Here is a 13651-nt window from a genome sequence, read left to right on the forward strand (position 1 = left end):
AATGATCGATCTATTAAATTTATCTGTACAGTTCTCGGGTGAATATCTTTTTAAGGATGTAAATCTAAAAATAAATTCTTCAGACAAAATTGCACTCGTCGGTGCTAACGGCGCGGGCAAGACTACGCTGTTCAGGATAATTTCAGGCATGCAGCAGCCTGAATCAGGCAAAGTCCTGATGCAGAAAGGAATAAGCCTGGGCTACCTGCCGCAGGAAATAGTTATACACTCCGGAAAACCTCTTTTTGAGGAGGTTAAAACCTCCCTAAGGCAGATTAATTCCCTGGGGGTTGAAGAGCACGAAATTACACTCAGGCTCGAGGACTCCTCACTGCCCGAAGAGGAAAGGGATCAGCTTATCCATAAACTTGGCGAAATCCACCACCGCATGGAGGAAGTCGGCTATTACGGCATTAATTCCGAAATAGAGAAAGTTTTAATCGGTCTCGGCTTCGAAGAAAAGGATTTCATAAAGCAGACAAACGCCTTCTCCGGAGGCTGGCAGATGCGTATTGCACTTGCAAAGCTCCTTTTATCAAACCATGAGATACTTCTCCTTGACGAGCCTACAAACCACCTGGACCTTGATTCACTCGAGTGGCTCATAAGCTTCCTTAAGGGCTATAAAGGCGCCCTGCTGGTCATTTCACACGATAAGCACTTTGTAAATGAGGTTACAACCAAAACCCTAGAGATATTCCTCAACAAAATATCTTTCTTTAACGGCAACTTTGACGCTTACCTGAAATTTAAGGACGAAAGGGATTCCCAGTTGGAGGCCCGGTACATACTTCAGCAGAAAAAAATTAAGGAAACTGAAAAGTTCATTGAACGCTTCAGGTATAAGGCTACTAAAGCAAAACAAGTCCAAAGCAGGATTAAACAGCTCGAAAAAGTTGAACAGATAGACATGCCGGAGTTTGAGGAGGAGATCAATATCCGCTTCCCCGATCCGCCTCAAAGCGGTGTTGTTCCCCTTGAGCTTGTGAAGATCAATAAATCGTTCGAAGACAACCATGTGCTTCAGAATATAGATTTCAGGCTCGACCGCGGCGATAAGATTGCATTTGTCGGCCCTAACGGCGCCGGTAAAACCACCTTGTCAAAAATAATCTCGGGCAGGATCCCTTCCGACAGCGGAGAGAGAATTATAGGGCATAATACAATTATTTCCTACTACGCACAGGACGTGGCAGACAGCCTGGAGCCCTCTTTCGATATACTGCAGACCGTGGAAGGCATCGGTGAGAATAAAACAATAGGACAGCTTCGTTCCATACTGGGATCTTTTCTTTTTACAGGCGATGACGTTTTTAAGAAGGTCCAGGTGCTCTCAGGCGGCGAGAAAAGCCGCGTTGCACTGGCAAAGATACTTTTAACCAAGGCTAACCTGATCGTGCTCGATGAGCCTACGAACCACCTCGATATTTCTTCCAAACAGGTGCTCCAGAAGGCTTTAATCGACTTTAAGGGTACGCTCATTCTTGTCTCACACGACGTGGACTTCTTAAAGCCTGTTGTTAACAAGGTGTGCGAGATCCGCAACCACTCAGCAAAAATTTATTACGGCGGCATTGACTACTACCTGGAAAAGAAAAATGAAGCTGCCGCGGCCGAAAAACCTGCTGCAAAGCAGAACGAGCAGAATAACACAGGAAGCAGGAAAGACCAGAAGCGCCTGGAGGCAGAATTAAGGCAGAAGAAGTATGCCGCAACAAAAGACATAGTAAAAGAAATATCGGCACTGGAAGTTAAAATAGAGGCTCTGGAAGAAAAGAGAAAACAGCTCGAAAGTGACCTGGCGGATCCTTCCGTTTACAGCAATTCGCAGATGGCAAAAGAAAAAACCTCGGATTATAACAGTACAAAAGAAGGTCTTGAAAAGTGCTTTGAAAAGTGGACAGAATTGACAGAGAAGCTTGAAGAGATTGAAAACTCGTTTTCCTGAATTCCATAAATAAAATAAAAAGTAAGGGCAGTAAGAAGAGATTTTAATACAAAGTATCAATTGCATTTAAAACACGTCCTACTGCCGCCGTCTTTTTGGCCGCAGGCCAAAACTCTTCACTTTTTAATTTTTAATTGTCCCCATTTCCTGCGCCAGCGCTATGCCGCCGAAGAGGGCCGCGTCATCACCAAGCTTAGTTGCTATAATCTTAACTCCCCTGCCTGCATCGCTCAGGACTGTCTTATTAAAGGATTCCTTAATTATCGGAACCATAAACTTTGCAAGCGACTCAATTACGCCACCACCTAAGACTATCATATCCAGGTTCAGAAGGTTTGTAACGTTGGCAAGCGCCGTCCCAAGGACGTTTGAAGCCTTTGTTAATTCCTTAATTACAATCGGATCATTTTTCTTAACTGCCAGAGCTAAACCCTTACTTTTTATGGGCTTATTCTTTGGAAGTATCTGAAGAAGTTTGCTGTTCTTTTTAGTCTTAAGCTCTTTTCTTATATCCCTTACAATTGCGGTCCTGCTTGCAATTGCCTCCAGGCATCCTTTGTTGCCGCAGCCGCATTTGGGTCCGTTTTTCTCGACTATCATATGCCCTATTTCCCCGGCAAAGAAGTCGCTTCCACGGTAAAGCTTATTGTCAAATACCAGTGCGCCGCCTACTCCGGTACCCACAAATACAACAAGAACATTCTTCCCTTTTCCCTTCAGCTCAAAATTCTTAATTCCCAGGGCTGCAAGGTTAACGTCATTTTCAATCAGTATAGGAATATCTATCTGTTTTGCAAGTTCCTGCTTCATATTGTAGTTTATAATATTCAGGTTGGGGGCAACCCCTATCTTCCCCGTAAAAGGATTTACCGAACCCGGAACGCCCAGGCTTACGGCTTTTATATCCTTAGGTTCCATGCCTCCCTGCACTATTACGCTGTTTATTGCCTCTGCAAGCCCGCCAATGAGCCCGCGTTTCCCATTCTCCAGCTGGGTTGCCACTTTTGTCTTTGCAAGAATTTCGCCATCCATGCTCATTAAAGCGGCCAGGATTTTTGTTCCCCCGAAATCGACGCTTACAATATATTCTCTTTCCAAGTGGTTCCTCTTTAAAAATATGCCGGGTTCCGGAGAATATGTTTTTGCTGCACCTCCTAAAACCCGGCCGGATTCAAAATCAAATATACAATTAGATTACTTCTACCAAAGCACTGGTAATAGTGTTCTTGTCTGGATCAAGTAAAAACACCCTGTAAATCCCCTTCTCGCTGAACTCGATGTCCCTGAAGTAAATATAAGTCATATCGCTGTCTGTATCAAATTCATAATCCTTGTAGTATTCGAACTTCCCCTCACGCGGATTATACTTGTCAGCCTGGACAAATACTTTTGTGAAATAAATTGCTTTCTGGAGTTTTGCCATAACTGTGATTTTCCCGGTAGTAAACCTGTCGGAACAGTCAACTTCCTTGCCGTCATATTTAACACAGAAGTAGAGCATATCGCAGCTCTGAGCCTTAAGCGTATTATTGAAAGAAAGGATAATAAAACCCAGCATGAATATTGTAAAAAACTTTTTCATGTACTCCCCCATCGGTTGGTTTATTAATAATTATGGTTATATTTGACGGATGAATATAGTTTAAATTGTTTTTTTTAGCAACCGTTTTTTTGTAAAATATTGCCTCATGTCAAACTTAAACTGAAGTAAGGGAAAGTCTTTTAATACATGGATAAAATCAGACCACTGAAGCAGTTCGGCCAGAACTACCTTAAGGACAGGAATATTCTTCTTAAAATTGTTAACGAGATCTCCCCAAAGGAGGAGGATGCCTTAATTGAAATAGGCCCCGGTATGGGAATGCTGACTCAGGAACTCTATAGCCGCACTAGAAATATGACTGCCGTTGAAATAGACAGGCGTGTCATTGAGGAGCTGAAAACTGAATTCCCGACTCTCAGGTTAATAAACGGGGATTTCCTTAAAATTGACCTTAAGGAAATCTATAATGAAAAGCAGAAGCCGCTTAGAATTGCTGGAAATATTCCTTATAATATAACCTCACCCATTATCTTTAAGCTGATTGAAAACATCACTCTGGTTGAGGATGCCGTCTTTATGGTGCAGTACGAGGTTGCAAGGCGCCTTTCAGCCATTCAGGGCTCTGAAGACTACGGAATTCTGGCCGTTATACTGAAATATTTTGCCGATGTTGAACTGTGCTTTAAGGTATCGCCTAACGTTTTTTACCCCAAACCCAAGGTGTTTTCGGCCGTAGTGCACATAAGATTTAACAATACTAGGACTGATGAGCCCTTCAATAAGCTGTTCAGAAGTATTGTAAAAGCCTCCTTCGGCAACCGAAGAAAAACCTTAAAGAATTCCTTAAATAATAGTATATTTAGCGGGATAAATTTTGAAGGGTCCGGAATAGACCTCTCCAAAAGAGCCGAACAGCTCAAAGTGGAGGATTTTATTCAGCTTACGGACTTTGTAAAAGGAAAACAACAATAATATTGGTCTATGCATCAGAATTCAGATACAGTGAAAAATTTTGAAAACAAATCCGCAGCTTTAGGGAAAGCTTCCACTGAAAACGCCCGTGAAGGTGCTTTTTACCACCTGCTTTTGAGATTAAACGCAACGGATCTGGTTGTAATTGCCTTCTACCTGTTTCTTACCGCCCTTAATCTTATTTATTATGCAAGAATTCACGAGTGGCCGTTCCTTATTCTGATTAACTTTGCCGTCATTTCATTTGTCGTTTCTGTAGCCATTCTGGATGACTCGGGAAGAAGGAAATTCTGGTCGCAGGTTCATTACTGGTATCTGGCGCCTCTGATCCTTCTGACATTCAAAGAGCTTTATCTTATGATTCAGCCGATCAGGGGGCACGACTACGATTATATCCTGATAAATATAGACCGCTTTATCTTTGGCGGGGATCCGACGAAGTTCCTTTTGAAGATTGCCAATCCGTTTTTAACCGAGATACTTCAGATAGCCTACGGATCGTTCTATCTTCTGCCCATAATCCTGGGCGTCAATCTGATGATGCAGAAAAGACTTACGGCACTCGACTTCAGCGTTTTTTCAGTCGTCTACGGCTTCTTTTTGTCGTATTACGGATACTTCCTCCTGCCGGCCATAGGACCCCGTTTTACTCTTCACGACTTTAACAACCTGAATAATGAGCTTCCGGGACTTTTTCTTACAAACTTCCTGCGTGAGGTTGTAAACACCGGAGAGTCAATTCCTGCGGGCACACCTAACCCGGCTTCAATTGTGCAGAGGGACGTGTTTCCAAGCGGGCACACCGAAATGACGCTAATTGTCATGTACCTGTCGTATAAGTTTAAGGTAAAAAGCCGCTATTTTCTTATTCCCATAGGGACGCTTTTAATAATAGCCACGGTTTATTTGCGCTATCATTACGTAATTGACCTCATCGGAGGGGCTGTATTCATGATATTTACTATGTGGAGCGGAAAGAAAATTTACAACTACTGGCAGAACTTCAAGGGCAAAACTGACTTTGAATACAGCAAATTCTAGGTTACCGGTCTGCCTTCTGGATCGTTTCAACGATGAGAGGAAAATACCTGTCCAATGAGCAGTTTACGTCCTCTCTTAAATAGCAGTAGCCGTTTTCCTCTTGCGTACGGCATTCAGAACATACCTCCCTGCGGAGGACGTTTACATAGTCCTGAATGTCGCTGCTGTCAATCGAATGCACAATTTCAACTATCTGCGGAAGATAAGCCTCAAGGGCGCAGACTTCGTCTTGTGTCAGGCTGCATTTACCCAGGTCGTTTGAATCGGCGCATATTGAACATATATTCTGCCGGATGGCTTTAAGATACTTATCCATGTGACGGCTCCTTTTATTAAGTAAGAAATTACAAATTATGAACCCTACTTTCAATACTATTTAGGAACTATGAATAAAAAAACTCAGGTAAAAAACATGTTCGATTCCATCGCTTACAGGTATGATCTTCTGAATCATCTCTTAAGCGCAGGGGTCGATGTATACTGGAGAAAGCGCTCGCTTAAGATGACGGGAATAACAAAAGATGCAGTTCTTCTGGACGTGGCCTGCGGCACAGGCGACTTTGCCATTACGGCAAGGAAGATGGGCGTACAGAAAATCTTCGGGGCCGACCTGTCATTCCAGATGCTGAAATTCTTCAACGCCAAAACCAGCTGGAGCCTGGGAAACACGATGGAGATGGTGGCTGAAATGCCCCCCATTAAAGATGAGGCAATTACAAATATTACGGTTGGCTTCGGGGTCAGGAATTTCTACGACATACAGAAGGCATTCGACTCATTCCACCGCATATTAAAGCCCGGGGGAAAAGCTACAATTCTGGAGTTCAGACTCCCATCAAACCCTTTAATTAAAGCAGTTTACCAGTTTTACTTCAGGCGGATTCTACCTATGATTGGAGGGCTTATTTCGAAGGACAAGGCTGCCTACACCTACCTGCCGGAGTCGGTCCAGGAGTTCGATAAAAATGTAAATTTACCGGAGCTCTTTAAGAACTCCGGCTTCAGAAAAGTTGAAAAACACTCTCTTACCTTCGGCATTGTGCAGATAGTAATAGCTGCAAAATAGCTATTTGATGTCGTACGAAGTCAGGTTCTGCGAAACAGTTTTCGTGGTGTCGGCAAAATTGATTCCGCCCCCGCTGAGCGCCCCGAGAATTGTTCCGTTGCCCTGGAACCTGACAACCCCTATATCCTTAACAAACCAGGCATCGGCATTGAAAGTCCTTTTTGAAGGATTAAGCGGATTATTAAGGTCAGGGATTGTAAGTATAAAATCGTACCTGATCTTCTCGGCATCGAGTGTCTTCTGCCCGGTGGAAAGGTTAAGCGTCAGGCTCTCACTCCCCTGGTAATTTGCCGTAAGGTCGATTATGTTTAGCGTTATTAGCGATCCGTATTTGACATTCATCCTGAAAGCTGACCACGGAAGGCTCTTATCGAGCGGATAGTTAAAAGCGCGGAGCTCGTTATCGATTTGCAGTGTAAGCTGCGACTTTATGGAGTCGGGGAAGAATTTACTAAGACCTGTCGTATCGATATAAAAGTACACTCCGACGTCAGAACGCCTGAAGTACATTGTGCTTTTGACAGAATCCGGGCCTATTTTGACAGAGCTTACCTGTGAAATATACTCTGTTCCATTAATTGTCTTCGTGCCCGTAAAAACGGAAGTCCTGGTGCTTAATGCCCCGCCTGCCCCTGTAGTATCGACGCTGTATACGAATCTGGAGCCCACGCCTCCCGGGTAGTAGTTTTTGGCAGTTGTCACGCCCTCGGGAGCCGTAGGTTCAGTAGAACTTTTCTTGCACGAATAAAAAAGAAAGCCTGTTGCAAAAACCAAAAGGACCAGATACCTAAGTTTCATATTTTCCATCCCTTCTCATTATATCTTTCAGTAAATTAAACGCCTTTGCACGGTGACTTATTTTATTTTTCTCATCAAGACTTATTTCCGCCATAGTTTTGTCGTATCCTTCGGGCAGGAACAACGGGTCGTAGCCGAAGCCATGCTCCCCTCTGGGTTCACCTATAATTCTGCCGGGGATTTCGCCGAAAGCCTTTAGATATGTGCATCCGTCGTAAAAGACAGCGCAGCAGATGAAGCTTGCCGGGTGGGGTTCGGGCAAATTTAGGAGCTCCCGGAGGAGCTTTTTATTATTGTCAAAGTCGGTGGCATTTTCTCCTGCATAGCGTGCGGAATAGACCCCCGGGGCGCCATGGAGTTGATCGACCGAGAGGCCGGAATCGTCAGCAAAAACGGGCTTTCTGAAAAGGTCGTAGATTGTAACGGCTTTAATTCTTGCATTTTCCTCGAATGTCAGGCCGTCTTCAACAATTTCAGGAATCACGGTTAACTCTTTTAATGATATAACCTTATGACTTGTGTCCTGAAAGATTGCTTTAACTTCCTTTAGTTTGCCTTTATTGCCTGTCGCGAAAATTATTTCCATAGTGCATTCTGTATTGGTGAAAAATAGAAGAACAATTAAATGAAACTGCTTAAAAGAAAAATGCCGTTCATACAATAAATATTATACAAACGGCACAACTACTTAAATGTTAAAATTTTGCTCGTTCAGGGTTATTTGGATTCTTCCTTCGGCTCAACTGCGAGGAGTTCATCCAGGATTTCCATGGCGTATCTGAGGTGAGGGATGACGATAGAGCCTCCGATGATAAGTCCTATATTAAAGGCCTCATAGATCTCCTGGCGTGTGGCGCCTTCTGAGACGCAGCGGTCGACGTGGTAGAAAATGCAGTCGTTGCATCTTAAGACCATTGAGCCGACGAGGCCCATAAGTTCCTTCATTTTAGCCGGCAGTGCGCCGTCTATGTAGGCTTTATTATCGAGAGCGAAGAATTTATTAAAGTCCCTGAAGCCCGAGTTCAGGATTTTCTCATTCATATCGGTGCGGTACTTGCGGGTTTCCGAGATAGATTTTTTCATAATTAACCTTCGTAATTTTAATAATTTATGACTGAAAAATATGTAAGGAGGAAGTAAGATCAAAATTCATAAAATGTACTTTTTGAGAGGTCGATAAAAAATCCACAAAAAGGGGTAAGAAAGGGAAAAAAATATTTTATTATTTGGCAAGTTATGCTTATATTAGTAATTCAAAATGATGAAATTCAGCTACACACGGAGAGATGGGTGAGTGGCTGAAACCAACGGTTTGCTAAACCGTCGTAGGGGGTAAACCTCTACCCCGGGTTCGAATCCCGGTCTCTCCGCATAATGATAAAAGGCTCAAAATGGTGTGATTTTGAGCCTTTTTCGTATCTTCCCTGCTCTGAAAACTACCCAAAACTACTATGTACTACTCACGATATGCCACTTTTTTGCCAAATCTTTGCCAAATCAGTTAACGATAAAATCTTTTTCTTGGCTTAATGCTTTTGAATGAGAAAAGACTTTCATAGAAAGGTTGAGCCGAATTACTTATTGAATTCTCATAGAAATCTACTGTAATAGCTCATAGAAAAGAATGAGGAAGCTGATTCTTAAAAATAAATTGAAGGTAATTTTTGAATCTCATAATGCATGTGGTCTGGCCTGTTGTGAGCATAAATTTCTGTTTCTGTGATGCTTGAATGTCCTAATAGTTCTTTAATTGATTCAATTGGAGCATTATTCTGGATCAAATGAGTTGCAAACGTATGACGGAATTTGTGCAAGAACGCTCTAGATTTTATTCCAGCATCCCTAGCAACTCTTTTACAAATTTCCAAAGCTCTCCTTTCCCTCATCTTACATCCATCCGAAGAGCAAAACGGATATATTTCAGAAATCTTATTCTCATTCAATGATTTTAATAAATTTAGTAATTCGTCATTTATTGGAATTGCTCTTTCAGAATTATAGGTTTTTGTCTTAAAACCATCTTTGGGTCTGACATATATTAATCTTCTTTGGAAGTCAATATCATTCCAAGTCAAATTAGCTAACTCACCAAACCGCATCCCTGTCAAGAATAAGCATAGGAAAGCATTTTTATATGCTGGCGGCATTGACTGCGAAAAGAATCTTTTTAACTCTTCAAGAGTATAATACTCAGGTTTCTTTGCCTCATTCTTAAGATTTTTCAAATGCTGTACCGGGCTTTTTGGAATATGGTCTTTAGATACTTCATCTTTGAAAAATGCCTTAATCGTCTGAATATGGAAATTAACTGTTTTGGGTTGAGGTTTTATTATTTTATCCGTATTTCCTTTGGGATCTATTTTTTCCCTGATCAACTCTTGATAGAACAAAGTACCATGATCCGGTGTAAATTCATCTAAGAAAAGAATATTACACGCTTCAATGAAGTATTGAAACTGCTTAATGGCAAAACGATATTTCTTTACTGAAGTCGGCCTTAAGTTTTGTTTAGAAATCTCAAAATCACTTAATGCTTTCTCAAATGAATATCTTGCTTTTCGAAGGCTTAACCCTGCTAGTTTTTTTTCGTATTTTATTTTTGTTACTTTTGCTTTTAATGCTTCTGCATCAGCTCTCTTTTCAAAAGTTCGGCGAATTCTCTTCCCGAATTCATCCGTAATATAGAGGTAATATTTTCCATCAGTTCTCTTTTTAATCAATTTTATACTCCTTTTGTGATGATTCTGGCTAATTCTAAAATGGAGATCATTTTCTTATCGCCATAGTTGATTGATGATATTTTGTTATGTCGAACTTGCCGCCTGACAAATTCATAACTCAAGTTCAATATTTCCGCACAGTCTTTAATTGTAAAATTAAATTTTCCATTATGCTCTTTTAACAATAAAGATAAAGCTGAATCCGTATTGGTCTTTTGATCAATTGGAGTGTCAGAATATTGTTGCATTTTGCTTTGAACTGGTTCCCTGTTCATTACTCCCTTCGGAGTTGAAAGGTTCTTAAAATCAATGATCTGTCCCATTTTGCATCCCATAAAAATGTTATTCCTACTTACATATACCGACATGAATTCCGATTTGGATACTATTTTTTGAAGATTTTAAATATTTTTATGAGAAGCTAAAAAGGGCTTTTTTCTATGTTATGTAAAAAGGATTATAGAACTCAGAACTAATTCATAGCAATATTTTCAAAACAGCTGAATACTTTATCCTTCTTATTCCTTAGGTCCAGCAAATCATCATATATAATTAGAGTATCCACTGACCTGTGCCTAGTAAACTTTCTTACTGTATTCACATCCCCAAGCTGTTCTAAAAGTGCGGTACAATAATGATGCCTAAAACCATGAATTGTCCTGTCAATATCAAGTTCCCTAAAAAGACTTTTGACTTCCCTAAAAAGAGATGTGTGGCTAAGCTGTCCAGTACCTTTCCTATTGCTGAAGCTCGTAAACAGAAAGCCATTTTTAATATTTGCAAATTCAATATACTTGCCGATTGCTTTCGCTGTGGCAGGATGAATAAATATATTTTCTTTATCTTGATACCCCTTGCCTTGAATCTGGATAACTCCTTGTCTTAAATCTATATCTTCGATTGTTAATCTTAGAATTTCTATTTGACGTAAGCCTTGAAATATAAGCAACGCAAGCAATGCCTTTAGTCTATAGGTTTTCTTTGTAGCTGGCAAATCATTGAGCTTTCCAGTAATTCTTCGAATCTCTTCTTCTGTAAGGCCAAACTTCTTATGTTTTTTTAAATCTTTGAAACCTTTTACATTGGCAGTGTAGTCGATAGGAATTTTTCCTAACCTTGATAACTCTCTTAGAAATATTTTGCCCACTACAAAGAATTTATTCTTTGTGGATACTTTTAAATCAATTCTCTTTTCGAGCTCTCGTTTATAATCCAGCAGAGAATTCCTATGAAGTCCCTGACTTGAAATAAATTTAATAAAGCTTTCAATTCTATAAGAATAATCTTTCCGAGACGTACTTGAAATATCAATTGAACCAAATACATAGTTAGCTATTTGCTTCAGCTCAGGTATCTGTTCTCTTTGAATTATCTTATTATCGACTGGAAGTTGAGTATTCATTTTATTCCTCAATAATTATTTTTGTTTTATTCAGTTAAAAGAAATTTATCATAAATATCATTTTTCGTAATACTGACAGAAATATCTTCCTCCCAAAGATCAATGAAGTGACCGAAATATTTTTTATCAAATAGATTAGGGAACCAAAAAATGCATGACATGCAATCTTCGCTGTCATAAAATTTTGCGACGTCCGAGTTTACATTTAGATAATTAATAAACTCCAGATATTCATTTCGACTTGCCTTAGAATATTTAGTCGTTCTGAAATTACATTGGAATATGAGGCCAGCTGAATACTCACCAAGAAGGAAAGAACTTTTCTCTGGGTGTGTAATAAGAAATATCCCGGCCTTACTTTTGATGGAATAGCCCAAGAAACGCAGATATTCTATGAAAGGATCAATTCTGCCGCTTTCATTTTTGCCTTCCTTTCTGATTTTCCGCTTCTTATTAATTTCATTTTCAATGAAAGAGCCGAACATGAAGCCAACTCGGAACACATCAATTATCTTTTTGAACTTCAAAAAGAATATACTCGAATCGCTCGTTTGGAAGTCATCACTTACTGAATAGTCGATGTCGGGATATTTCTCTGGAAGGAGATTGTAAATGAAATTAACGAACAAATCTCTTTCTTTGACTTTGTTCTTATTATTTAGTTTAAGCTGAAATTCTAGATCTGTCATATTTGCTCCTTTATTTGGTTTCTATGACTATAATAAATAATTATTTCATAGAATCCCCGGAGCAACATTTTTTTTAAGAATTTCGAACGATTTGTGAAAATATTTTTTTAGCGATAAATTATTTCGATTACTTTGAAGACTGTTATTTGGAATTGCATAAATTATTCTCTTATATCGTATATTATTGATATACTGGTTAAATAACCACCCATCTTCTTATTTTAACCACATTTATCTTAAATTATAGTTGATTTTTATTGGTATTAATAATTAAATGAACCCATATTAGAAAATGTGCTTTACTTTAATATTTTGCCTCTTATCAGCATAAAATCCTTTAATCCCATTTTTAATTCATCCCGATATATTCTTCTATAAGTTTTCAAATACTTTGCCCTTTTATAACTGGGATTTGAATTAGTTATCCTTAAAAGATTATTAATAGTCCCCATATTTTGTCTATAGATATTTAGCACCTTTTCTCGTCTTTCTTCTTTATTTCTTTCATTAACCGTTTTAATTTCGTCCGTTTCCTCATACAGGTTCTCGAAGTTTCTTAATCTCATAAATTCTCTCAATTGCTTTGATATTGGATTTGCGTCGGAGTTGAGAACATCTTTAAGAGTAATCACTGATTTCTGAATATTAAGATACTTACGAATATGCTTGAATTTATTTAAACTGATCTCTATTCTTAGAATATTTTTGAATTGTTCTTTATGCTTTTTGGAAAGAAAGCTATATTTATTTTCCTCTGACATAATCTCATTGTATTTATCATAGAACAGAATTCTTCTCCTATTATTCTTTTTCGTTCTTGTACAAAGTGTCAGGCCAGATAATTTATTGCTTTCTTTTCCCGGATATGCATGAATTTTATTTCTATGATTGGCAATAGCCAGTCTATATAGGCTTTTAATATATTTGTGAATCTCAGCATTCATTCTCAAATTGCAAGTAACATGACAAGAAATCACTTGGGCTTCTTCAAGGAAATCCTCTTGACTTATTCTTATTATGCCTGTCTTGTTTATCTTTTCTATGACTTTATGGAAATTATTTTTATTTATCATTTCCATGTAATCTTCCCCAAGAATCTTTGATGATATTTTCATAGTCACATTATTTTTCAATTTATTTTTCGGTTCATTTCCTTGTAATCCTTTTTTATATACTATTTTCATATAATTTAGCCCCGGATAAGGATTTGAAGAATTCTCCCCGTAATATTCTTCCCATTCTTCTATTTCCCCCAGTTTATTTCTTGTTTTCCTTTTTTTGAAAACTGAGCTATTATAGTCTTCAATTAAGAGTGAATTGTATTTTAGCTTGAGCATATCACACCTTAGAAATTTTCTTTGCATAATTAGATTCCTGATTTTTTCCAAAAAGTTACATTGTTAAGGTAATAGTGAGTTTTAACTTCATAGAAGTCATAGAATATATCATATTTCTACTTCCTAATAGTAAAT

At 39.1% G+C, this 13651-nt stretch carries 15 protein-coding genes and 1 tRNA gene; 5 read left to right on the forward strand and 11 right to left on the reverse strand.

Annotated features, from left to right (window positions below):
* The first annotated feature begins 1 nt into the window (after position 1).
* A complete protein-coding gene (locus tag HF312_00210; protein MCU7518605.1) occupies positions 2-1948 on the forward strand; it encodes an ABC-F family ATP-binding cassette domain-containing protein in 1947 nt (648 codons plus the stop codon).
* Positions 1949-2071: 123 nt separating this feature from the next.
* Here HF312_00210 and HF312_00215 read toward each other — a convergent pair whose 3' ends face one another.
* Together HF312_00215 and HF312_00220 are read right to left on the reverse strand one after the other, a co-directional pair.
* On the reverse strand, positions 2072-3046 hold the full coding sequence (locus HF312_00215) for an ROK family protein (protein ID MCU7518606.1): 975 nt from the start codon (positions 3044-3046) through the stop codon (positions 2072-2074).
* Positions 3047-3137: 91 nt separating this feature from the next.
* Positions 3138-3530: a hypothetical protein gene (locus tag HF312_00220; GenBank protein MCU7518607.1), complete on the reverse strand. Its 393-nt coding sequence runs from the start codon at positions 3528-3530 to the stop codon at positions 3138-3140.
* 147 nt (positions 3531-3677) lie between these two features.
* On the opposite strand from HF312_00220, the gene rsmA reads away from it, so the two are divergent.
* Together rsmA and HF312_00230 are read left to right on the forward strand one after the other, a co-directional pair.
* The gene (gene rsmA / locus HF312_00225; GenBank protein MCU7518608.1) at positions 3678-4463 is read left to right on the forward strand and encodes a ribosomal RNA small subunit methyltransferase A; all 786 of its coding nucleotides are present in this window, start codon (positions 3678-3680) and stop codon (positions 4461-4463) included.
* A gap of 30 nt (positions 4464-4493) precedes the next feature.
* On the forward strand, positions 4494-5504 hold the full coding sequence (locus HF312_00230; GenBank protein ID MCU7518609.1) for a phosphatase PAP2 family protein: 1011 nt from the start codon (positions 4494-4496) through the stop codon (positions 5502-5504).
* Position 5505: 1 nt separating this feature from the next.
* Here HF312_00230 and HF312_00235 read toward each other — a convergent pair whose 3' ends face one another.
* Complete coding sequence (locus HF312_00235) at positions 5506-5820, reverse strand: hypothetical protein (protein ID MCU7518610.1); 315 nt, start codon at positions 5818-5820, stop codon at positions 5506-5508.
* 69 nt (positions 5821-5889) lie between these two features.
* On the opposite strand from HF312_00235, the gene ubiE reads away from it, so the two are divergent.
* Positions 5890-6570 (forward strand): bifunctional demethylmenaquinone methyltransferase/2-methoxy-6-polyprenyl-1,4-benzoquinol methylase UbiE, encoded by a 681-nt coding sequence (ubiE, locus tag HF312_00240; protein MCU7518611.1) that lies wholly within the window; start codon positions 5890-5892, stop codon positions 6568-6570.
* Here ubiE and HF312_00245 read toward each other — a convergent pair whose 3' ends face one another.
* From HF312_00245 to HF312_00255, 3 genes are all read right to left on the reverse strand, one after another.
* The gene (locus HF312_00245) at positions 6571-7368 is read right to left on the reverse strand and encodes a hypothetical protein (GenBank protein ID MCU7518612.1); all 798 of its coding nucleotides are present in this window, start codon (positions 7366-7368) and stop codon (positions 6571-6573) included.
* Positions 7358-7954: an RdgB/HAM1 family non-canonical purine NTP pyrophosphatase gene (gene rdgB / locus HF312_00250; GenBank protein MCU7518613.1), complete on the reverse strand. Its 597-nt coding sequence runs from the start codon at positions 7952-7954 to the stop codon at positions 7358-7360. Before rdgB ends, HF312_00245 begins: the two co-directional genes overlap by 11 nt.
* A gap of 131 nt (positions 7955-8085) precedes the next feature.
* Positions 8086-8451, reverse strand: coding sequence for a carboxymuconolactone decarboxylase family protein (locus tag HF312_00255; GenBank protein MCU7518614.1), 366 nt, complete (start codon positions 8449-8451; stop codon positions 8086-8088).
* Positions 8452-8648: 197 nt separating this feature from the next.
* On the opposite strand from HF312_00255, the gene HF312_00260 reads away from it, so the two are divergent.
* Positions 8649-8738: transfer RNA gene (locus HF312_00260), tRNA-Ser, on the forward strand.
* 270 nt (positions 8739-9008) lie between these two features.
* Here HF312_00260 and HF312_00265 read toward each other — a convergent pair.
* From HF312_00265 to HF312_00285, 5 genes are all read right to left on the reverse strand, one after another.
* On the reverse strand, positions 9009-10088 hold the full coding sequence (locus HF312_00265) for a tyrosine-type recombinase/integrase (protein ID MCU7518615.1): 1080 nt from the start codon (positions 10086-10088) through the stop codon (positions 9009-9011).
* Positions 10089-10090: 2 nt separating this feature from the next.
* The gene (locus tag HF312_00270; GenBank protein MCU7518616.1) at positions 10091-10411 is read right to left on the reverse strand and encodes a helix-turn-helix domain-containing protein; all 321 of its coding nucleotides are present in this window, start codon (positions 10409-10411) and stop codon (positions 10091-10093) included.
* A 149-nt stretch (positions 10412-10560) separates the two neighbouring features.
* On the reverse strand, positions 10561-11490 hold the full coding sequence (locus HF312_00275; GenBank protein MCU7518617.1) for a tyrosine-type recombinase/integrase: 930 nt from the start codon (positions 11488-11490) through the stop codon (positions 10561-10563).
* Positions 11491-11516: 26 nt separating this feature from the next.
* Positions 11517-12179 carry a hypothetical protein gene (locus tag HF312_00280; GenBank protein MCU7518618.1) on the reverse strand — a complete coding sequence of 221 codons (663 nt, stop codon included), beginning with the start codon at positions 12177-12179 and terminating at the stop codon, positions 11517-11519.
* Between the two features lie 299 nt (positions 12180-12478).
* Positions 12479-13516: a hypothetical protein gene (locus HF312_00285; protein MCU7518619.1), complete on the reverse strand. Its 1038-nt coding sequence runs from the start codon at positions 13514-13516 to the stop codon at positions 12479-12481.
* Between the last annotated feature and the right edge of the window lie 135 nt (positions 13517-13651).

Source organism: Ignavibacteria bacterium (genome assembly GCA_025612375.1).
Classification (GTDB): domain Bacteria; phylum Bacteroidota; class Ignavibacteria; order Ignavibacteriales; family SURF-24; genus JAAXKN01.